The 21,161-nt window shown below is 58.4% G+C and carries 18 protein-coding genes; 2 read left to right on the top strand and 16 right to left on the bottom strand.

The genetic code is table 11. The features are described from left to right. The 9 genes from HU731_RS02950 to HU731_RS02990 all read right to left on the bottom strand — a co-directional run bounded on the left by HU731_RS02950 (position 1) and on the right by HU731_RS02990 (position 14,781). Entirely contained in the window at positions 1-747 is a 747-nt protein-coding gene (locus HU731_RS02950) for an SDR family oxidoreductase (protein WP_186608506.1), read from the bottom strand. A 69-nt stretch (positions 748-816) separates the two neighbouring features. Then, positions 817-1,890: a Kelch repeat-containing protein gene (locus HU731_RS02955; RefSeq protein WP_186608505.1), complete on the bottom strand. Its 1,074-nt coding sequence runs from the start codon at positions 1,888-1,890 to the stop codon at positions 817-819. A gap of 112 nt (positions 1,891-2,002) precedes the next feature. Beyond that, on the bottom strand, positions 2,003-4,072 hold the full coding sequence (locus HU731_RS02960; protein ID WP_186608504.1) for a putative bifunctional diguanylate cyclase/phosphodiesterase: 2,070 nt from the start codon (positions 4,070-4,072) through the stop codon (positions 2,003-2,005). A gap of 291 nt (positions 4,073-4,363) precedes the next feature. Continuing rightward, positions 4,364-5,905, bottom strand: a complete 1,542-nt coding sequence (locus tag HU731_RS02965) for an efflux transporter outer membrane subunit (protein WP_186608503.1) — start codon at positions 5,903-5,905, stop codon at positions 4,364-4,366. Beyond that, complete coding sequence (locus HU731_RS02970) at positions 5,902-9,009, bottom strand: efflux RND transporter permease subunit (RefSeq protein ID WP_186608502.1); 3,108 nt, start codon at positions 9,007-9,009, stop codon at positions 5,902-5,904. The genes HU731_RS02965 and HU731_RS02970 overlap by 4 nt, the downstream gene beginning before the upstream one ends. Then, a complete protein-coding gene (locus HU731_RS02975) occupies positions 9,006-12,107 on the bottom strand; it encodes an MdtB/MuxB family multidrug efflux RND transporter permease subunit (protein ID WP_047710745.1) in 3,102 nt (1,033 codons plus the stop codon). The genes HU731_RS02970 and HU731_RS02975 overlap by 4 nt, the downstream gene beginning before the upstream one ends. After that, the gene (locus HU731_RS02980; RefSeq protein WP_138762617.1) at positions 12,104-13,402 is read right to left on the bottom strand and encodes an MdtA/MuxA family multidrug efflux RND transporter periplasmic adaptor subunit; all 1,299 of its coding nucleotides are present in this window, start codon (positions 13,400-13,402) and stop codon (positions 12,104-12,106) included. The genes HU731_RS02975 and HU731_RS02980 overlap by 4 nt, the downstream gene beginning before the upstream one ends. A 231-nt stretch (positions 13,403-13,633) precedes the next feature. Next, entirely contained in the window at positions 13,634-14,134 is a 501-nt protein-coding gene (gene tpx, locus HU731_RS02985; RefSeq protein ID WP_014718696.1) for a thiol peroxidase, read from the bottom strand. Between the two features lie 245 nt (positions 14,135-14,379). Continuing rightward, positions 14,380-14,781: a hypothetical protein gene (locus tag HU731_RS02990; RefSeq protein ID WP_186608501.1), complete on the bottom strand. Its 402-nt coding sequence runs from the start codon at positions 14,779-14,781 to the stop codon at positions 14,380-14,382. A 239-nt stretch (positions 14,782-15,020) separates the two neighbouring features. Between HU731_RS02990 and HU731_RS02995 the strand changes: the two genes are divergently transcribed. Beyond that, positions 15,021-16,310, top strand: a complete 1,290-nt coding sequence (locus HU731_RS02995) for a glycosyltransferase (RefSeq protein WP_034135499.1) — start codon at positions 15,021-15,023, stop codon at positions 16,308-16,310. Between the two features lie 72 nt (positions 16,311-16,382). Further along, positions 16,383-17,288, top strand: coding sequence for an AraC family transcriptional regulator (locus HU731_RS03000; RefSeq protein WP_003190965.1), 906 nt, complete (start codon positions 16,383-16,385; stop codon positions 17,286-17,288). A gap of 68 nt (positions 17,289-17,356) precedes the next feature. Here HU731_RS03000 and HU731_RS03005 read toward each other — a convergent pair whose 3' ends face one another. From HU731_RS03005 to HU731_RS28230, 7 genes are all read right to left on the bottom strand, one after another. Beyond that, entirely contained in the window at positions 17,357-17,836 is a 480-nt protein-coding gene (locus HU731_RS03005; protein ID WP_186608500.1) for a DUF6392 family protein, read from the bottom strand. 118 nt (positions 17,837-17,954) lie between these two features. Next, positions 17,955-18,356, bottom strand: a complete 402-nt coding sequence (locus HU731_RS28225; protein WP_367616870.1) for a DUF6392 family protein — start codon at positions 18,354-18,356, stop codon at positions 17,955-17,957. 110 nt (positions 18,357-18,466) lie between these two features. Then, entirely contained in the window at positions 18,467-19,054 is a 588-nt protein-coding gene (locus tag HU731_RS03010) for a DUF6392 family protein (protein ID WP_225931581.1), read from the bottom strand. Between the two features lie 56 nt (positions 19,055-19,110). Continuing rightward, positions 19,111-19,590: a DUF6392 family protein gene (locus HU731_RS03015; protein ID WP_186608499.1), complete on the bottom strand. Its 480-nt coding sequence runs from the start codon at positions 19,588-19,590 to the stop codon at positions 19,111-19,113. 163 nt (positions 19,591-19,753) lie between these two features. Next, positions 19,754-20,107, bottom strand: coding sequence for a DUF6392 family protein (locus HU731_RS03020; protein ID WP_186608498.1), 354 nt, complete (start codon positions 20,105-20,107; stop codon positions 19,754-19,756). A 353-nt stretch (positions 20,108-20,460) separates the two neighbouring features. Then, positions 20,461-20,922 (bottom strand): DUF6392 family protein, encoded by a 462-nt coding sequence (locus HU731_RS03025; protein ID WP_189661257.1) that lies wholly within the window; start codon positions 20,920-20,922, stop codon positions 20,461-20,463. After that, on the bottom strand, positions 20,922-21,161 hold the full coding sequence (locus tag HU731_RS28230) for a hypothetical protein (protein ID WP_225931583.1): 240 nt from the start codon (positions 21,159-21,161) through the stop codon (positions 20,922-20,924). The genes HU731_RS03025 and HU731_RS28230 overlap by 1 nt, the downstream gene beginning before the upstream one ends.

Genomic DNA, 21,161 nt, shown 5'->3' on the forward strand with positions numbered 1-21,161 from the left:
TTAACGGCCGCCGCCCAGGTCGATAAACGTGCCAGTGGAATACGACGCCTTGTCCGAGAGTAACCAGATAATCGCCTCGGCCACTTCATCCGGGCGCCCGCCACGCGCCATGGGAATGCCCGACTCCAGCTTGCTGACCCGGTCCGGGTCGCCGCTCAGGGCATGGAAGTCGGTAAAGATATAGCCAGGGCGTACCGCGTTGACACGGATGCCCTCACCTGCGACCTCTTTCGATAAGCCGATGGTGAAGGTATCCAGCGCGCCCTTGGAGGCGGCGTAGTCGACATACTCACCCGGCGAGCCTAGCCGCGCCGCCACCGACGACACGTTGACGATACTGCCGCCCTGCCCGCCATGGCGGGGCGACATGCGCAGCACCGCGTGCTTGGCACACAGGATCGGGCCCAACACATTGGTCTTGAGGATTTTGAGGATACGAAACTCGGACATTTCATCGACCCGCGACTTGTGCCCCACGGTACCGGCGTTATTGACCAGCGCGGTGACCCGGCCCAGCTCCGCATCAACGCGATTGAACAGGCCGATCACTTCATCCTCGATGCTGACATCGGCCCGCACGGCAATCGCCTGGGCGCCCAATGCGCGGACCTGATCAAGTACACGGTGGGCAGCGTCTTCATCCGCCTGGTAGTTGATGCAGATGCGATAGCCCTGGCGCGCAGCAAGCAATGCTGTCTGGGCGCCAATGCCACGGCTGCCCCCCGTGATGATGACGACTTTGTCCATGGCTGCGGCCTCCTGATTCAACCGGATGTTTAGGGTTGGATCCAAGAATACCGCCAACAGACAGTTTTTTCACCGACCCAGGTCAGCACCTTCGCAGTCGGCCTGGGTCAGCGTGTAGATCTGTGCTGATGAGACTGGCGCAGGGTGTGATACCGGTCGTGCCCCTCCGGCCACCAAAACCTCCCCAGAAGGCAGGCAAGACGCACTATGCCCGAAGCGCCCGTACGGCATCTGTGCTGTCAAAGCCCATTGGCCAGAACAGGGCTCATATAACTCAGCGGTCCGAGCGTTTTCGGGGGTTGAAATTGCGCTGTCACCGATGACCAATACCTGACCTGTCGCCAACCTGGTCGCACTGTGATTTTTGCGCGTAACGCACATCACAGACGTCTCCCAACTGTCCGACTTCGGATCATAGGTGTAGGCACAACTTTGTGCCGGCCCAAAAGGCGTATTCGAACCGCCGGCGACCAAGACCCGACCATCCGCGAGCAAGGTCGCCGTATGCTGCATGAGCGGCATGGGCATTGGCTGTACTTGAGACCATTGCCCGGTTGATACGTGATAGATAAAGGCGCTGGACAACGCCACGTTTTGCCTGCCGGAAAAGCCGCCGACGACCAAGACGTTCGTGTCCGCCAATAAAGTGGCCGTGTGATTCATGACGTCGACGGGAAGCCAGCGCTGAAGGTGCCAGAGGTCATCAAGCGGATCATATAGCTCAACGCTGTCTTGCACCTGCCCACCCGAAGGCCCCAGGTTATTTCCGCCGATCACCAGCACCCTGCCTGAATCGAGCACGGTGGTGGTGTGACTCAAACGCGGAGTCTGCAACCGCCCCGCTCCTCTCCAGCGATCTGCTGATACGTCATATAACTGAGCATCACTCAGCGCGTAAGACGCATTGCTGCCACCTACGACCAACACCACATCGGACGGTAAAAGCGCAACGCCACAGGTATGACGAGCCACCGGCAGCAACGCTCGTGCAGACCACTCACCCAACCCTTGATTGTAGAGTTCCACACCACTGGCTCCTGCAATCACCAAAACGCCAAGCCCGGTAGTCACTGCGCAATGCCCATATCGAGGCTCAAGCATTGACCCAGTGCTTTTAAACTCACCTGCTACAGTCGTATTCATGACGCAAGCGCTCGCGCTATCTTCGTAGCACTCAATCTAACCCTCGGCCTGTGCGGTCGCTACTGTCAGAATTAACAGGCACCGGCAAGATCAACCGCGCACTCGGTACCGCTCAACCGTTAGCCTTTTGAATTTCGGCGATGAACTGATCAGCTGGAAGTGGATGACCGAGCAGGTAGCCTTGCAAGGCGTTACACCCCAGACGAGTGAGGAACCGCTGCTGCACATCGGTTTCCACACCTTCAGCAACAATCCGCAGGCCCAGGGCCTGGCCGAGGGCCACGATGGCCGAGACGATGGCCGCGTCGTCGCTGTCGTGTTCCAGGTCACGCACAAAACCGCGGTCGATCTTCAACTCGTTGGCCGGCAGGCGCTTGAGGTACATCAGGCTGGAGTAACCGGTGCCGAAGTCATCGATGGACAGGTCCACGCCCATGTCCGAGAGCTGCTGCAACACCGTCATGCTCGCATCGGCATCGCTCATGGCAGTGGTCTCGGTGATTTCCAGCGTGAGGCTGTTGGCCGGCAAGTGGTGACGCTCCAGCGCCGCCGCTACGCTGTTGACCAGCCCGGCATGGCAGAACTGCAGCGCCGACAGGTTGACGGCGATGCGCCAGCTCTCATAGCCCTGGGCGTACCACACGCGCATCTGGCGGCAGGCTTCATCGAGTACCCACTCGCCGATGGGAATGATCAGCCCGGTTTTCTCCGCCAGTGCAATAAACGTAGCGGGCATCAGCAAGCCTTGTTGCGGATGCTCCCAGCGCAACAGCGCCTCGGCCCCCACGGCAAGGCCACTGACAGCGTCGAACTTGGGTTGGTAGTGCAAGCGAAATTGCGCTTGCTCCAAGGCATTGCGCAGGTCCTGCAGCAATTGCAGTTGTTTGCGCGCATTGGTGTTCATCGACACATCGAAGAAGCTGTAGCCGTTCTTGCCCATGCCCTTGGCGTGATACATCGCCGCGTCGGCGTTCATCAGCAGTTCCTGGGGGTTATTACCGTTGCCCGGGAACATGGCGATACCGATGCTGGCCGAGATTTGCAGTTCATGGTCGGCCACCGTGAACGGGCGGTTGATCAGGCTAACCTGGCGTTCGGCCAAGCCCATGGCATCGTCGGGCTGGGTGAGCTGCACCAGCAACACAAACTCATCACCGCCGATGCGGGCCAGGGTGTCCTGGCTGCGCAAATCCTCGCGCAAGCGCAAGCCGACCTCGCGCAGCAACTGGTCGCCCAGGTGATGACCAAAGGCATCGTTGACCGGCTTGAAACCATCCAGGTCGATAAACATCAAGGCAAAGCAACCGCCCCGCTCGTTCACCGCCTGGATGCCTTGTTGAATGCGATCAGCCAGCAACGTGCGGTTAGGCAGGCCGGTGAGCATGTCATGCAGGGCCAGGTGGGTGAGTTCCTGGTTGGCCAGGGTCAGGGAGTCGGTGAGCACGGCGGTGCGCGCTTCCAGGCGCGCATCCAGCACGGAGGTCAACAGCGCAATGACCAGCACGGCCAGCGAAGTGACCAAGACCAGGTTATCCAGGCCCTTGCCGCTCAGGCCGGTCAATGCGGCGCCGCAGAAGCTGCCATCGGCAAAGCGCGCCGCAGCCATCCCGGTGTAGTGCATCCCCACGATGGCCACGCCCATCACCACGGCGGCGCCACCCCGTGCCAGCCGTACATAAGGTGTGTTGCGCCGCAGGTTGAAGGCAATCCACAGCGCGGCGCCGGAAGCCACCACCGCGATCATCAACGAAGCGCCGAACAAGGTCGGGTCGTAATCAATACCCGGCGTCATACGCATCGCGGCCATGCCGGTGTAATGCATGCTGGCGATACCGGCGCCCATCACCAGCGCGCCAAATGCCAGTTGCCAGGCCGGTAAGCGTGGCTGGCTGACCAGCCATAATGCAAACCCGCTGGATAGCATGGCGATCAACAGCGAGAACAGGGTAATGGCTACGTCAAAACCCAGGGCAAACGGGAGGCGCAGGGCCAACATCCCGATAAAGTGCATGGACCAGATGCCCACACCCATCGCCACTGCGCCGCCAGTGATCCATAGGTAAACAGCCCGCCCCTTGGCGGTCGCGATGCGCCCGGCAAGGTCCAAGGCGGTGTAGGACGCCAGGATGGCCACGCACAGGGAAATCACGACAAGGGAGGTTGAATAGCTACCGATCAGCATGGCACGTCTCGCAGGCGACCGGCGCAAAAGCCCGTGCCGGGTGGCAAATCGGGCGATTGTAGCGAGTATGAATCCGAGGCAGGTGATTAATTGATCCGTGGGCCATGACGCCGTTTCTGGCGTCAATCGGCTGGCTTCATCAGGGTGTTTTCAACGACGCCACGGACATCAAAATGCGGGGTTGTCTGTAGGAGCGAGCTTGCTCGCGAAAAACTCACAGACGCCGCGTTCATTCAGCAAGCACGCGTTATCGTTGACGTTTTTCGCGAGCAAGCTCGCTCCTACAGTCGGTCACTCCTTTTCAGCCAGGGAGGTCTGGCCGTCCCAGCCTCCGCCCAACGCTGCGATCAACTGCACACTGGCCACCAGGCGCGATTGCAGCAAGGTCAACACCGTACGCTCGTTACTCAGGGCCGTTGCCTGCACCGTGACCACATCCAGGTAGGCAATCAGCCCTGCCTTGTACTGGTTTTCGGTCAAGCGCAACGATTCACGCGCGGCCTCCAACGCTTCGTTGCTGACCACCGCCTCGTCGGCTAGCACCTTGAGCTGCACCATGTAGTTTTCCACCTCACGGAAACCATCCAGCACGGTCTGGCGGTACTTGGCCACGGTCTCGTCATAGCTGGCCACGCTGCGGTCGACTTCCGCCGAGCGCTGGCCGCCATCGAACAGGGTCATCGCCAACTTCGGCCCTACCGACCAGAAGCGGTTTGGCAGGCTGATCCAGTCCTCGTACGTACTGCTGGAATAGCCGCCCTGCAGGCTCAGGCTGAGGTCCGGATAATAAGCCGCCTTGGCCACGCCGATATTGGCGTTGGCGGCAATGACCGAGCGCTCGGCCGAGGCGATATCGGGGCGACGCTCCAGCAATTGGGACGGCAGGCTCACCGGTATCTGCGGCAGGGCCGGGATGTCTTTGCTCACCGCCAAGTTGAAGTTGGCCGGTGCTTCGCCGATCAACACCGCAATGGCGTTTTCCAACTGGGCGCGCTGCCAGATCAGGTCAATCAGGCTGGCCTGAGTGGTCTTGAGCTGGGTTTGCGCCTGGGCGATAGCGTCCTTGCCGGCCACACCGGCGCGGTACTGGTTTTCGGTCATTTTCAACGAACGCTGGTAGGTGTCCAACGTGGCTTGCAGCAGGCGCGTCTGCTCGTCCATGACCCGCAATTGCAGGTAGCTTTGCACCAACTCCGACTGTTGGCTCAGGCGCATTGCGGCCAGGTCGGCCGAGCTTGCCTCGGCGCTGGCTTCGTTGGCCTCCAGGCCGCGGCGCAACTTGCCCCAGATATCCGCCTCCCAGCTCACGCCCAACTGCGCATTGAGGGTGTCGCGGATACCGCTGCTGGAACTGCTGAGGCTGGCACTACTGCTGCCGGTGCCCTGGCTGGCGCGGGTCTTGCCAACGCTCAGGTCAACGCTGGGGTAAAACGCCCCGCGTGAGCTGCGCACCAACGCCTTTGCCTGACGAAAACGCGCTTCGGCCTGGGCGACGGTCTGGTTGGATGCGTTGAGGCGTACCACCAGGTCGTTGAGTTGACGGTCACCGTACAGCTCCCACCAGGCGCCGCGGGCCAGGGAGTCGCTGGGGTTGGCCTGGCGCCAGCCCTGAGCCTCCTTGAACTGCACCGGCTCGATGACCTCCGGGCGGTTGTAGTCAGGGCCGATGGCGCAGGCGCTGAGCAACATAGCCAGGCCCACTGTAGGAGCGAGCTTGCTCGCGAAAGCCGTCAACGAGAACGCGTTCATTCTGGATGAGCGCGGCGCATGGGCGTTCTTCGCGAGCAAGCTCGCTCCTACAGGGGTTGCAGGGGCGTTGGTTGGGTCGGTCATAGCGCAGTGTCCAGGGCAGCATCGGTACGCACGCCGCGCCAGGCGTTGAAGCGGTGGCGCGCGCGGTCGAGGTAAAGGTAAACCACCGGGGTGGTGTAAAGGGTCAGGATCTGGCTGAAGACCAGGCCACCGATGATGGTCAGGCCCAACGGATGGCGCATTTCCGCGCCGTCGCCGCTGCCGAGCAGCAACGGCAAGGCACCGAGGATCGCGGCAAGCGTGGTCATCAGGATCGGCCGCAGGCGCAACAGGCAGGCGCTGCGGATCGACTCCAGCGGGCTCATGCCATCGTTGCGCTCCAACTGCAGCGCGAGGTCGATCATCAGGATCGCGTTTTTCTTCACCACGCCGATCAACAGGAACAAGCCCAGCAAGGAAATCAGACTGAACTCGCCGCCTAGCAGGTAGATCGCCAACAACGCACCGACACCGGCCGACGGCAGCGTAGACAGGATGGTCAGCGGGTGAATGTAGCTTTCATACAGAATACCCAGCACCAGGTACACCGCCACCAGCGCGCCGAGAATCATGAACGGCTGGCCTTTCTGAGTCGCGGCGAACGCATCGGCGGTGCCGGCCATCTTGGCGATCACATCTTCGGGCAGCCCGACCTTGGCAATCGCACGCTCGATGGCCGCCGTGCCCTGCTCCACAGTGACGCCAGGCGCCATGTCGAAGGCAATATTCTCCGAAGCAAACTGGCCTTCATGGCTGACACGGTCATCGGCCAGGCTGTTTTCATAATGGGCAATGGTCGACAACGGCACCCGTGCGCCGTCGGCAGTGATCACCTGCATCTGGTTGAGAGTGATCGGGTCCTGGGCGTATTTGGGGTTGACCTCCATTACCACCTGGTACTGGTTGAGGCTGTCGTAGATAGTGGAAATCTGCCGCTGGCTGTAGGCGTTGTTGAGCACTGCCGTGACCATGTCCATGTCGATGCCCAGGCGCTTGGCCTGGTCGCGGTCGACAATCAGCGTGACCTGGGCCGCGCCCCGGCCTTCACGGGCGTCGATGGCGGTCAGCTCTGGCAACTCACGCATGGCCGCCACCACTTTCGGGTACCACAGGCGCAACGCGGCCAAGTCACCGCTTTGCAGGATGTAGGAATATTGCGCGCTGGTCTGGTCGCGACTGCCGCCAAATTGCAGGTCCTGGTCGGCCATCAGGAACAAGCGCCCGCCCGGCACCAGTGGCACCTCTTTGCGCAGGCGCTCGATCACCGCCTGGGCGGAGATCTTGCGTTCGCCGATCGGCTTGAGGCGTACCAGCATCACCGCATTGTTAGTGCCTTGGTTGCCACCGATAAAGCCGGCCACGCTGAGCACCGCCGGGTCCTTGAGCACCGCCTGGCGAAAGATCTCCATCTTCGGCTGCATCACGCTGAACGACAGGCCATCGTCACCGCGCACGAAACCGATCAACTGGCCGGTGTCCTGCTGGGGCATGAAGGTTTTGGGCACCACCACGTACAGCGCGATATTCACGCCCACGGTGACCAACAGGCTGAGCAAGGTCAGGCGCCGATGGCGCAACACCCAATCCAGGCTGGTGGCGTAGCCGGCGACCATGCGGTCGTTGACCTTCTGGCTCCAGCGCTGCAAACCGGTCTGCCGCTCCTTCACATGCGGCTTTAACCAACGGGCACAGAGCATGGGCGTCAGGGTCAGCGAGACAATCAGCGAGACGATGATCGCCGCCGACAAGGTGATGGAAAATTCACGGAACAGGTTGGTGACGATGCCGCCCATAAACAGGATGGACAGGAACACCGCCACCAGCGACACGTTCATCGACAGCAAGGTGAAGCCGACCTCCTGGGCGCCCAGGTAGGCGGCTTTCATCGGTGGCACGCCCTCATCGATGTGCCGGGAAATGTTCTCCAGCACCACGATGGCATCGTCCACCACCAGCCCGGTGGCGAGGATCAGCGCCATCAGCGAAAAGTTGTTCAGCGAAAAACCGTACAGGTACATCACCGCGAAGGTGCCCACCAACGACACCGGCACCGCCAGGGTCGGGATCAGCGAAGCACGGAAGTTACCCAGGAACAGGTACACCACCAGGATCACCAGCCCCACGGCAATCAGCAGGGTCATTTCCGCCTCATGCAGGGTGGCGGTGATCACGGGCGAGCGGTCCATGGCCAGGCTGAGCTTGACGCTGGACGGCAACACCGCCTGCAAGGCCGGCAACTGCGCCTTGATCTGCCGCACGGTTTCGATGATGTTGGCGCCGGACTGGCGGTTGATCACCAGCAACACCGCCGAATCATTGTTGAAGAAGCCACTGTTGTAGCGGTCTTCCACCCCATCGGTGATCTTCGCCACGTCCTTGAGGCGCAGGGCGGCGCCGTCCTGGTAGCGAATCAACAGGGGCTCATAGTCCTTGGCTTTTTCCAACTGATCGTTGGCCTGGATCTGCCAGTTGCGCTCGCTGTCTTCCAGTGAGCCTTTGGGCCGGCGCTGGTTGGCATTGGCGATGGTGTTGCGCACATCGTCCAGGGCGACGCCGTACTGATCGAGGGCCTTGGGTTCCAGCTCGATGCGCACCGCCGGCAGCGAACTGCCGCCGATCTGCACTTCGCCCACGCCCGGCACCTGGGACAGGCTCTGGGACAGGATGGTCGAGGCCAGGTCGTACAACTGGCCCTTCTGCAACACGTCGGAGGTCAGCGACAGCACCATGATCGGCGCTTGGGACGGGTTGATCTTCTTGTAGGTGGGCATGCTGCGCATACCGCTGGGCAGCAGGTTGCGCGACGCGTTGATGGCCGCCTGCACTTCCCGCGCCGCGCCGTTGATGTCGCGGTCGGAATCGAACGCCAGAATCACCCGGGTAGAGCCCTGGCTCGAGGAACTGCTCATGGTGGTGATACCGGCAATCGCGCCGAATGAGCGCTCCAGCGGCGTGGCCACTGTAGACGCCATCACCTCGGGGCTGGCACCGGGCAAGCTGGCCGACACCACGATCACCGGGAAGTCGATCTGCGGCAATGGCGACACCGGCAGCAAATTGAAGCTGACGCCACCGAGCAGCATGATCGCCAGGCTCAGCAGCATGGTCGCGACTGGCCGGCGGATGAAAGGTCCGGACAGGTTCATGGCTCAACCGGCTCCAGGCGTTGTGGCTCTTTGCGCCAGCGCCGGCCAAGACGATCGAAGTACAGGTAGATCACCGGCGTGGTGAACAGCGTCAACACCTGGCTCACCAGCAACCCGCCCACCATTACCAGGCCTAGGGGCTGGCGCAGTTCGGCGCCGGAGCCACTGGCGAGCATCAACGGCACGGCACCGAACAAGGCGGCCAGGGTGGTCATCAGGATCGGCCGGAAGCGCAACAGCGCGGCCTGGTAGATCGCGGTCTGCGGGTCCAGGCCCTGGTTGCGTTCGGCGTCGAGGGCGAAGTCGATCATCATGATCGCGTTCTTTTTCACGATACCGATCAGCAGGATGATGCCGATGATCGCGATCATGCCCAGGTCATTGCCGCTGAGCAGCAACGCCAGCAAGGCCCCCACCGCCGCCGATGGCAAGGTCGAGAGAATGGTGATCGGGTGGATATAGCTCTCATAGAGCACACCGAGCACGATGTACATGGTGACCACCGCCGCCAGGATCAACAGCAAGGTGCTCGACAAGGAAGCTTCGAACGCCTGGGCCGCGCCCTGGAACTGGGTTTGCACGCCCACCGGCATGCCGATGTCCTTCTGGGTCTGGTTGATCAGCTCCACGCCTTTACCCAGCGCCACGCCGGGCGCCAGGTTGAACGACATCATCACCGCCGGGAACTGGCCGATATGGGCAATCGCCAATTGCGCCTGGCGCTGTTCCACATGGGCCAGGCTCGACAGGCGTACCTGGCCACCGTCGGTGGTCTTCACATGGATCTGGTTGAGGGCCGCCGGGCCGAGGGTTTCGCCGGACTGGGCCTGCAACACCACCCGGTATTGGCTGGCCTGGGTGTAGATGGTGGAAATCTGCCGCTGCCCGAAGGCGTCATACAGCGCATCGGTGATGGTCGAGACACTCACGCCCAGGCGCGAGGCCGCATCGCGGTCGATCACCAGGTACACCTGCAAGCCTTTGTCCTGCAGGTCACTGGCAACGTCGGTGAGTTCCGGCAACTGGCTGAGGGCATGCACCAGCTTGCCGCTCCACAACGCCAGCAGCTCGGCGTCCGGGGAGGACATGCTGAACTGGTACTGGGTACGGCTGACCCGGTCCTCGATGGTGAGGTCCTGCACCGGTTGCATGAACAAGCGAATGCCCACCAGCTTGTCGATTTGCGGTTGCAGCCGTGTGATCACCTGGGCGGCGCTCAAGTCGCGCTGGCCGTGGGCCTTGAGGTTGATCAGCAAGCGGCCGCTGTTGAGGGTGGCGTTATCGCCATCCACGCCAATGTAGGACGACAGGCTCTCGACCGCAGGGTCAGCGAGAATGATCTTCGCCAACTCCTGCTGGCGCTGGCTCATGGCCGCAAAGGAAATCGACTGCGGCGCCTCGGAAATGCCTTGGATCACCCCGGTGTCCTGCACCGGGAAAAAGCCCTTGGGCACCACCAGGTACAGCACCACCGTGAGCCCCAGGGTGGCAATCGCCACCAGCAACGTCAGCGGCTGGTGCTTGAGCACCCATTGCAGCTTGCGGCCGTAGGCTTCGATCAGCCAATCAATCCAGGCGCCGCTGGCTTTGTAGAAGCGGCCCTGTTCTTCTTCCTTGGGTTCGCGCTTGAGCAGGCGCGCGCACATCATCGGCGTGAGGGTCAGGGACACCACCAGGGAAATCAGGATCGCCACGGCCAGGGTGATGGCAAATTCACGGAACAGCCGCCCGACCACATCAGCCATGAACAGCAGCGGGATCAATACCGCAATCAGCGACAAAGTCAGGGATATCAGGGTGAAACCGATCTGCTTGGCGCCCTTGAGCGCGGCGGCCATCGGCGTCTCGCCTTCCTCGATATAGCGCGAGATGTTCTCCAGCATCACGATGGCGTCGTCCACCACAAACCCGGTGGCGATGGTCAGGGCCATCAGCGTCAGGTTATTGATGGAGAATCCGGCCAGGTACATCACGCCAAAGGTACCCACCAGGGACAGCGGCACGGCGATGGACGGAATGATCGTGGCGCTGACCCGGCGCAGGAACAGGAACGTCACCATCACCACCAGGGCAATGGCGATCAGCAGCTCATGTTGTACATCTTTGACCGAGGCGCGGATGGTCTGGGTGCGGTCGGTGAGCACCGTCACGTCCAGGCCGGCCGGCAGGTTGTCGGTGATGCTGGGCAGCAGGGCCTTGATGCGGTCCACCACCTCGATCACGTTGGCACCCGGCTGGCGCTGGATATTGAGCAGCACGGCCTGGTTCTCGTTGGCCCAGGCGGCGAGGCGCTCGTTTTCGGCGCCGTCGACGATCTGCGCCACATCCTTGAGCCGCAGCGGTGCGCCATTGTTGTAAGCCAGGATCAGTTCGGCATATTGCTCGGGCGAGACCAACTGATCGTTGGCGTCGAGCATCGACACGCGGGTGGGGCCGTCAAAGTTACCCTTGGGCTGGTTGACGTTGGAGGCGGCGATCAGGGCGCGCACGTCCGAGAGGTTCAAGCCGTTGGCCGCCAGGGCCTCGGGGTTGACCTTGATGCGCACGGCCTGGCGCTGACCACCGGCGATGCTGACCATGCCGACACCGCTGATCTGCGCGATTTTCTGCGCCATGCGCGTGTCGACCAAGTCATTGAGCTTGGGCAGCAACATGGTCTTGGAGGTGATTGCCAGGGTCAGCACCGGGGTATCTGCCGGGTTGACCTTGTTGTACACCGGCGGCGCCGGCAAATCCTTGGGCAGCAGGTTGGTGGCGGCGTTGATCGCGGCCTGCACCTGTTGCTCGGCGACATCCATATTGATGTCGAGGTTGAAACGCAGGGTCAGCACCGAGGCACCGCCGGAGCTGGTGGACGCCATCTGGGTCAGCCCGGGCATCTGCCCGAACTGGCGCTCCAGCGGTGCGGTGACCGCGCTGGTCATCACGTCGGGGCTGGCGCCGGGGTACAGGGTCATCACCCGGATAGTCGGGTAATCCACCTGGGGCAACGCCGATACCGGCAGCAGGCGGTACGCGATAATGCCGGCCAGGACAATGGCCAGCATGCTCAGCGTGGTGGCGACCGGGCGAAGGATGAACAGGCGCGACAGGTTCATGAACCGACCTTTTGCGCCTTGCCGGCGTCAGCGCCGGTCTCCCCTTTCGCTGCGGGCTTGCCTTGCAGGTGTTCGGTCGGGGTGGTCGGCACCTCGCTGCTGGCGTTGACCACTTCGATCTCGCTGCCGTCCTTGAGGCGGTCGGTGCCTTCCAGTACCACGCGGTCGCCAGCGACCAGGCCTTCCTTGATCACGGTGTTGTCGCCATCGGTGTCACCTACCACCAAGGGCTGGACCTTGACCTTCTTGTCGCCGTCAAGCTTGTAGACAAAGGTGCCATTGTTGCCGAACTGGATCGCCGCGGAAGGCGCCAGCACCACGTTCTTCAAGGTATCGGCCAGCAGGTGCACATTGACAAACTGGTTGGGGAACAGCGCCTGGTCCTTGTTATCGAAACGCGCCTTGAATTTCAGGGTGCCGGTGGTGACATCAATCTGGTTGTCCAGGCTTTGCAGTACACCGACCGCCTGTTTTTTCACGTCGCTACGGTCCCAGGCTTCCACGGGCAATTTGTTGCCGGCGTGGTAACGGGCCAACACGGTTTCCAGGGTATTTTCCGGCAGGGTGAAAGCCACGCTGATTGGCTGGGTCTGGGTGATCACCGCCAGGGCGGTGGTGTCGTTGGCGGCGACAAGGTTGCCGACGTCAAGCTGGCGCAAACCGACGCGGCCACTGATGGGCGCGCGGATCTTGGTGAATTCCAGGTTGAGCTTGGCGTCGTCCACCGCGCCCTGGTTGGTCTTGACCGTGCCCTGGTATTGCAGAACCAGTGCTTCGGCGGTGTCCAGGGTTTGCTTGGCGATACTGTCCTGGGCGTACAGGTCGCGATAACGCTGTACATCAACCTGGGCGTTCTTCAACTGGGCCTGGTTCTGCAGCAAGGTGCCCTGGGCCTGGAGCAAGGCGTTCTGGTAGCTGCGCGGGTCGATTTCTGCCAGCAGGTCGCCGGCCTTGACCATCTGCCCTTCCTCGAAGGCGATCTTGACCAGCTCACCGCCCACCCGGCTGCGCACATTAATGGTGTTCAGCGCAGTGACCGTCCCCAGGGCCTTGTAGTACACCGGAAACTCACCCAGCACCGCCGGCGCCACACGCACCGGTACCGGCCCGGTGGAACCACCGAAGCCTGGGCGCGCCATGCCGGTCTTGCCCGTGTGCCCCGCCGGAGCATCTTTATGGGCCGCGCCACTGGGCCAGAATTTCCAGCACAGGCCGGCGATAACCAGCAGCACGAGCAGGCCAAACAGCCAGCGGCGGGAGTTGCGGGAGGAGGATTGCATGGAGTGATCAACCATTGGGGGTGAGAGCTTCTTCTTCGGGAGGCTGAAAGATAAGCACTGGGGTGCGTTTAGAAAAGCACCTTTACCGGCTATTTACCTTAGGCTTACAACATTTAACTTTTGGTCTTAGTCCACCGGCTATTTCGCTAAGCCGCTGACGCTCAAATAAAAACGGCCTGGACTAGGCCAGGCCGCAATCATGCATCATACGTGTTACTGCCAAACGACAGTCATACGTAGAAACAGTTACTTCAACACAGCCAGGGCGGCGTCGTAGTTTGGCTCTTCAGCGATTTCCTTGACCAACTCGCTGTGCAGCACGTTGTCGTTTTCATCCAGCACCACGACAGCACGAGCGGTGAGGCCCTGCAGCGGGCCGTCAGCGATCGAAACACCATAGTCAACGGCGAAGTCGGCGTTGCGGAAATCCGACAGGTTCTTAACGTTTTCCAGGCCTTCGGAACCACAGAAACGCGCTTGGGCGAATGGCAGGTCGGAGGAGATGCACAGCACCACGGTGTTGGCCACGTCGTTGGCCTGGGCGTTGAACTTGCGCACCGACGTCGCGCAGGTTGGGGTGTCAACGCTTGGGAAGATGTTCAGCACTTTGCGCTTGCCGGCAAAGGTAGCCAGGGTGGCGTTGGACAGATCGCCGGCGGTCAGGGTGAAGTCTGCAGCTTTGGCGCCGACTTTCGGCAATTGGCCTTCAACCTGGACCGGGTTGCCTTTAAGGGTGACTTGAGCCATGAACAGAATCCTTATGCTGGGTTTGGTTAAACGAATTCGAGAGGCGGAAGTTAACCACAAAGTGCCGAAGCTACCTACCGCCAGACACAAATTGTCATGTCCTCACGCATGATCAATACCGACACCGTCTGGAATCGGGCGCGAACACGTGCTTACCCGCCGAAATTGCGCTGATTTAGATTCAGTTCGATAGACAGGAAATGCCGGGCACCGGAGGTGCCCGGCAAGACGTTGGCGCTCGCGAGCTAGATGCTTACGGCATGCGTCGCTATTGCCCGATCATCGGGTCCGGACATATCAAAGATAAACTCTGCCCTGAACGTTACCGTCTGAGTCCCGCTCGGAATCGCTACTGACTTGTAGTTTGACCAAGTATGCCACTGCCCATCCTGCTTACGGTCATCGGGCGAGTCCAGGTCCCATACCGTGTTGTTGCCGACCTTGACCTCGTAATTAATATTGGCTTTGTTACGTGAACTATCGCCGCTGATCATGTACTCCTCGGTGGTCAACGTCAGCGTGTTACCTGAGCGCTGAAACCTGATACGCAAATTGCCGCTATAGCCGGTAACACCCCTTGTCAATGTGACGTTATGCCAATCAGCTTTAACCGCGTTCCCCTTGTTGGTTTGTTTATGGTCATCCATGGTAGGCACCTCCTAAAAACGATTTGATGAGTTCCGACCGCCCTACATCCGGAAAGCTGTAGCGAACCTAACACCCTGCACAAGCCGCGATAACTGTGAACGTTGACAGGCCACAAGCTCATTTCGCAATTAAAAACCACGCATTAATCAGCATTTGCTCGCAAGGCTTGTTGCGACGCAAAAGTGTGATTTAATCATTCGCTTTTTAAGGCCCGCCGACGGCACGAAGGACTCATTTCATGCATCAACCCGCCACCAAAGTCCTGGTCATTGGCTACGTCTGGCCCGAGCCCCGCTCCTCGGCAGCGGGCGGGCATATGATGCAAATCCTTGAGAGCTTTCTTACGCAAGGTTGGGACATTACCTTCAGCAGCCCCGCCACCATTGGCGAGCACAAGGCCGACCTGCCCGCACTCGGAATCGCCGAACGCGCCATCGAACTGAATAACAGCAGTTTCGATGACTTTGTCCGCGAACTGGCCCCGGACATTGTGCTGTTCGACCGTTTCATGATGGAGGAGCAATTCGGCTGGCGCGTGGAACAATGCTGCCCCGACGCGCTACGGGTGCTGGAGACCTCCGACCTGCAAAGCCTGCGCGACGCCCGCCACCAGCGTTTCAAGGAGCAGGTGAAAGCCAACCCCGACAGCGACGACTTCAGCGCCCTGTTCGCGCCGGCATTGGAGGACGAGTTCCAGCGCATGGCCGATACCGACCTGGCCAAACGCGAAATTGCCGCCATTTACCGCTGTGACATCAGCCTGATGATCTCCGACGTGGAAATCCGCCTGCTCACCGAACAGTTCAAGGTGCCGGCCGCCCTGCTCCACTGGTGCCCGTTGATGCTGCAACCGCCCACCGACGCATTTGCGCCCTTTGAAGACCGTGCGCATTTCCTCAGCATCGGCAACTTCCGCCACGCGCCCAACTGGGATGCGGTGCTTTGGATGAAGCACAGCCTGTGGCCGCTGATTCGCCAACAACTGCCGGGCGCGCAGTTGCACATCTACGGCGCCTACACCCCGCCCAAGGCCACCGCCCTGCACAACCCGGCGCAGGGTTTCCATGTGATGAACTGGGCCGAAGACGCGCTGCAAGTCATGACGGCGGCGCGTATTTGCCTGGCACCGCTGCGCTTTGGCGCCGGCATCAAGGGCAAGTTGGTGGACGCCATGCTGTGCGGCACGCCCACTGTCACCACCCCCATCGGTGCCGAGGCCATGGGCGATGACCAACCCTGGCCCGGCGTGATCGCACAGGACGCCCCGGCCCTGGCTGCCGCTGCCGTGGCCCTTTACCAAAGCCGCGAGCGCTGGACCCAGGCCCAGGAACAAGGGCGCCAACTGCTGGCCCGACGCTATGACCAGGACGTGCACGGGCCTGCCTTGGTGGAATGCCTGGAACGTTGCCGCAGTAACCTCGCTGCCCATCGCCGGGACAACTTCACCGGCAGCATGCTGCGCCACCACGCGCATAAAAGTACCCAGTACATGTCCCAGTGGATCGAGGCCAAAAACCGCACCCTATAAACACTGGCGCTGGCGAGGTCGCGCGCGACGGGGCATTATCCTACGCAGCAACCACAATAAAGCGACGGCAGCATGACCCGAGCAACGCGCATCACCGACCCTTCCTACGAGTTGATGGACGACCACAACGGCCTGTCCATCATCTATCGCCAGCACGGCTTCCCCTGCCCCCTGGTGCGCTGGCATTTCCACAAGGAATACGAGCTGCACCTGATCGTCGCCAGCTCCGGCAAGGTGTTTATCGGCGACTACATCGGCAACTTCTACCCCGAAAGCCTGTTCCTCACCGGCCCCAACCTGCCCCATAACTGGATCAGCCAGGTGGAAGAAGACGAAGTCGTGCCCAAGCGCGACATGCTGGTGAACTTCACCGATGAATTGTTCGAACACGGCAGCCACATCTTCACCGAACTCAAAAGCCTGGCGCCGCTGCTTGAACGTGCGCAATACGGCATCGAATTTCGCTGCAAAAAAACCATCGCCCACGCCATGACCCTGATGCAACGTATCGAAGACGCCCAAGGCATGGCACGCCTGGGGCACTTCTTCATCCTGCTGGAAGTATTAAGCGCCTGTGAGGACTACCAGTTACTGTCCGGCGTCACCACGCCACAGCAAGCCGACGAACACAGCATCGACCGCACCAACCGCGCGGTGGACTACATCTTTGCCCACTACGCCCGAGAGTTGCCGCTGGAAGAAGTGGCGGAGTACCTGGGGATGAAGCCAACGTATTTTTCCAGGGTGTTCAAACAGGCGACCGGGCGCACTTTTATTGAATTCGTCAATCGGCTGCGCATCAGCAAGTCCTGTGAATTGTTGGCCGATGGGGACAAGGCCGTGACGGATGTGTGCTTTGAGTCGGGGTTTAATAATATTTCCAACTTTAATCGGCGGTTTCAGCAGCTTAAGGGGATGACGCCGTCTCACTATCGGCGGTTGGCGGTGCAGCGGTTGACGGAGCAGAATTTGGCTTGAAGTGATTACTCCCACGCGCTGAGTGTGTGAACATTACTACTTAGTCGAATTTAATTTTCAGAGCATGTTCAATTACGGTGCACATTGCCCAAATAGAAGCCCATGCTACATACCATATCGTCATTACGATATTGAAATCCGACGTGAACACCTGGATAACCAAAATCATCCATGCGGTAGATGTCGCTACCACCGTACCCCCGATATCTTAAAATTTTAACCGGTTCCTTCGACTCACAAGGTGCTCCAAGGATTTTACCGACAGTGATCCGACTCATACTGGCTGTCATCGATAAAGGTAATTCGCCACTGTAAGGGCGGGCACCGTCAACCATACTTATTAGTGAAAAAAGAACTTTTTCGAGAGCCGCATCTTTTGATCGAAACCATAGCTCAACTCCCTCCTCCGGCTTCTGTATCAAGTATTCATTATCACAATCTACTATCGATGATTTAAAGGCATCATGAGTAACCACACCATCAGCGAAGAGCTCAGCATGGGCAAAGCCTATCCTCGCAATCAGACGATTAACCATTACGACATCCATTCACCCTCCTTCATATCAGTCTCACGCTCGCAGACGGGAAAGACCATATCTATGAGTCACTCATCGTAAAGAGTGACAACCAGCGTATTAACCTTATAGTCCTGCGCATATTTAAATATCATTTTGGCACGTGGATGTATCGTTGCGTCGAGCCTGTATGCATCCCATCCGCCCGTTTTCTATTTAGGGGAAGCTCTGTCGGACCTTTCGACTCTAGAGGCAATCCGAACAACTCCTGTATGTCAGCCTTATTCATCGATAGCGCTAGCGGTGATGGCAGTTTACCTCTATACACCGGCTGCCCCTCGACGGTTTGAGCAAGAATAACGTATAGCGTTTCCAAACATCTGGAATCAGTCGCAAAGCTCAACTCCACTCCGTCCTCTGGCTCTATATCTAGCCAGTCCCTTCCCTCATAAAGCTCTCGTAGCGGCATATTAGGGATAACACCCTCTGAAATCAGCGATTCATAAGGGCGTCCCAGATTCTTTATCAACAATATGATCATTGAGGCGTTCATCAGTACCTCACCTTAGTCGTTCCCACGCTCTGCGAAGCAACGATCATCGAAAACGTGGCGGTTATGGTGCCAAGGTTTTTTTCCACGTTAGAGATGAATGTTCTGCTGTCTTAGGGATGCCCTCGGTTGATTAACGAAAAGACCAATGTTTTGACCTGCATTGATGATGTGTACTGAAAGGATACTTTCAAATTCGGGAAGTTAATCTGATCCAGCGAATAAGTATCAAAGCCACCTAATACGGTATCCAAAGGCAGCTTCGTCAGGCCTTGTGATTCCATGGGCATGCCAAAAGCTGCTCGCACCTCTGACTTGGATGCTAATAACGCAAAAGGCTTGGGAAGCTCACCCTTGTACTCTGTTGTACCTTCAACAGTAGAGCGCAGGGTGATAAAGAGTCGCTCGTACCTCCTCGTCTCCGCCCAGAAACTTAATTCCAGGCCGTCAGCTGGCTTTTTCAGCGATAACCAATCACGCCCGTTATAGAGCTCAGTGAGTGGCAGGTCTGGAATAATCCCATGGGAAATTAAATCCTCATAGAGCCATCCTAGATGTTTGATCCAACGCTCAATTGTCACGACGCCCATCAAGATCACACCTTTTTTGATTGATATCGTCTGTCTGAGAAAAAGCAATATCTGTTCTTGGTCAAATGAAAAATCATGGGAGGCTTGCATGATCGAATAGCTAATTGCCACTGGCAATCATGTTGGCAATTCGACGCTCCATAGCTATAGCAAGCCTCTGTGAGAGCTCAATCGTGTCCGGAATCAATCAAGGAGAAACTGATATTGTTAACGCTAAGATTTTCCAGATAGCTGAGAGTCACCATCACGTTGGGATGTACCTTTTGGTCCAAGTAATATATGTCTGCTCCGCCCCGCACGCCCAATCCACCGGGCAGTTTTACGGAGGGCTTGGATTTAGTGGGCACACCTAAAACCTCACGTACGTATCGTTGATCCATATCTAACTTGAACGGTTGAGGTAATTGCCCGGCATAGACAGGCTGCCCGACTGTTTGAATCAGGACGATCATTACTTGTTCCAGCCATTTTGTTTCTGCCCAGAACCATAACTTTACACCGGGTTCTGGATTTTGAATCAGCTCCTCGTTATCAGACGTATCAAAGAGCCGCTTGAGCAGTAAATCCTGAATGAGCCCTTCGCTCACCAATTTGTGATAAGGAAAACCAAGCCCTCCTACTAAACGACTGATCGTAACGGCGCCCACCAGTACCCTCCTGAGTTTGGTTAATGTCATCACTGCTGACGAGAGGCTCCAATACCGAACTCATCACCTGCACTTGATTAAAATCAAAGAACCACTTTCTGCGCTTGGCGTTGCAGCGGCGAACTGAACAGAAACTGGCTCGAAACGAGTCAAACTAACTGGCTTATTCTCCGCCGCACAATGCAAAAGTGAGCGTTTCGACCATCATTTCGGCATTGTAGCTGAAACCTACACGGACGCCGGGATGGGTTTCTTGATGCAGTCGATATGCGTCCCATCCACCACTTTTTTTGCTACCACTTCCTGGCAGTTTGCTAGGACCTATAGATTTATATGGCATACCTAGTTCGCTACGAACGCTGAACTGATTCATCTGGCTAACGAAGGGGGACGGTAGCCCCCCTTTGTAAACGTGATCGTTTTCGTCGCGTTGAATAAGCGTTAATAAGACCTTCTCAAATATCATATTTTTTTTGCAAACCAAAGCTCCACGCCCTCGACCGGAAACTGGACCCACTCTTCGTTTTCCGTGGTATCCAACAACGGCATCAATGAGTCTCTGGAAATCAAGCCCTCACTGATCAATTCGGCGTAAGTGCGTCCCAGCCGGCTGATCAACTTGTTAATCGCTATAGCGTCCATTAATACCACCCTTGTTTCTGATTGATATTGTGCCGTTGAGAATGATCAATCTCTATGCATAGATACGCAGAAATTAATTGGTGACTTTCTTGATCGAACGACTAATCGCCACAGGCGGACAGTGTCTCCTATCGAGGATTAAGGACAGCACAGAGCAAGCGATCACCCGTTTTGCAACTGGCAATCATATTGGCAGTTCACCTGCTCCATGCTTGAGGCAACACGACCCTAATTTATCACCGAGAAACTGATATTGTTTACAGCATAGTTTTCAAGATAACCAATTATAACTTTTGCATTCGGATGCCATTCGCTGGACAACTTATATGCATCCCACCCTCCCCGTATACCCAGCCCCCCCGGAAGCCTGGCACGACCTCTCGAATCCATAGGTTCTCCCAAAGCACTACGCACACTTTGCTGATTAATCATCAGGGAAAATGGAGTGGGTAACCCTCCAGCATAAACCGATTGCCCGACCGTCGGGATGAGTGTAATCAGAATCTGCTTCAGGGACTTGGTCCTGTCATTGAAGAGCAACTCCACTCCCTCTACTGGACGCATGGTCGGCCAATCGCTGTCCTCAAATGGCTTCACCAGCGGTTGATTGGGAATCTTCCCACTTGCTACAAGTTCGGTGAAACCGAGTCCTAAACTCTCCACCCACAGCTTAATCGTTGGCGCGTCCATTAATACCACCCCATTTCTTTATTGATTTTATGCATCTTGGTCCGCGCATCTTCAAGGTCCGCCTCTTTGAACCCTTCCTCAAGCATGTAGGGCTTTATTGCATTAAAATTTCGTTCTACCGCACCTCGTAAATCAGCTGCATCCACCTGTCGTTTGAATTTTGTGTTTCTGCCTCCGAAGGTCTCACTGTATTTCTGATGAACACGAGACGGTATCGCGATGCTCACAGCGTTTTTCAT

The sequence above is a fragment of the Pseudomonas salmasensis genome, assembly GCF_014268375.2.
In the GTDB taxonomy this organism is placed as follows: Bacteria; Pseudomonadota; Gammaproteobacteria; order Pseudomonadales; family Pseudomonadaceae; genus Aquipseudomonas; species Aquipseudomonas salmasensis.

What these genes read in the sequence shown, in the direction of transcription:
- HU731_RS02990 (WP_186608501.1), bottom strand. Translation starts at nt 14,781, where the DNA reads ATGGATGACCATAAACAAACCAACAAGGGGAACGCGGTTAAAGCTGAT.
- HU731_RS28230 (WP_225931583.1), bottom strand. Translation starts at nt 21,161, where the DNA reads ATGAAAAACGCTGTGAGCATCGCGATACCGTCTCGTGTTCATCAGAAA.
- HU731_RS02980 (WP_138762617.1), bottom strand. Translation starts at nt 13,402, where the DNA reads ATGGTTGATCACTCCATGCAATCCTCCTCCCGCAACTCCCGCCGCTGG.
- HU731_RS02975 (WP_047710745.1), bottom strand. Translation starts at nt 12,107, where the DNA reads ATGAACCTGTCGCGCCTGTTCATCCTTCGCCCGGTCGCCACCACGCTG.
- HU731_RS02970 (WP_186608502.1), bottom strand. Translation starts at nt 9,009, where the DNA reads ATGAACCTGTCCGGACCTTTCATCCGCCGGCCAGTCGCGACCATGCTG.
- HU731_RS03005 (WP_186608500.1), bottom strand. Translation starts at nt 17,836, where the DNA reads ATGGATGTCGTAATGGTTAATCGTCTGATTGCGAGGATAGGCTTTGCC.
- HU731_RS02955 (WP_186608505.1), bottom strand. Translation starts at nt 1,890, where the DNA reads ATGAATACGACTGTAGCAGGTGAGTTTAAAAGCACTGGGTCAATGCTT.
- HU731_RS02960 (WP_186608504.1), bottom strand. Translation starts at nt 4,072, where the DNA reads ATGCTGATCGGTAGCTATTCAACCTCCCTTGTCGTGATTTCCCTGTGC.
- HU731_RS28225 (WP_367616870.1), bottom strand. Translation starts at nt 18,356, where the DNA reads ATGAACGCCTCAATGATCATATTGTTGATAAAGAATCTGGGACGCCCT.
- tpx (WP_014718696.1), bottom strand. Translation starts at nt 14,134, where the DNA reads ATGGCTCAAGTCACCCTTAAAGGCAACCCGGTCCAGGTTGAAGGCCAA.
- HU731_RS02950 (WP_186608506.1), bottom strand. Translation starts at nt 747, where the DNA reads ATGGACAAAGTCGTCATCATCACGGGGGGCAGCCGTGGCATTGGCGCC.
- HU731_RS02965 (WP_186608503.1), bottom strand. Translation starts at nt 5,905, where the DNA reads ATGACCGACCCAACCAACGCCCCTGCAACCCCTGTAGGAGCGAGCTTG.
- HU731_RS03000 (WP_003190965.1), top strand. Translation starts at nt 16,383, where the DNA reads ATGACCCGAGCAACGCGCATCACCGACCCTTCCTACGAGTTGATGGAC.
- HU731_RS03025 (WP_189661257.1), bottom strand. Translation starts at nt 20,922, where the DNA reads ATGGACGCGCCAACGATTAAGCTGTGGGTGGAGAGTTTAGGACTCGGT.
- HU731_RS02995 (WP_034135499.1), top strand. Translation starts at nt 15,021, where the DNA reads ATGCATCAACCCGCCACCAAAGTCCTGGTCATTGGCTACGTCTGGCCC.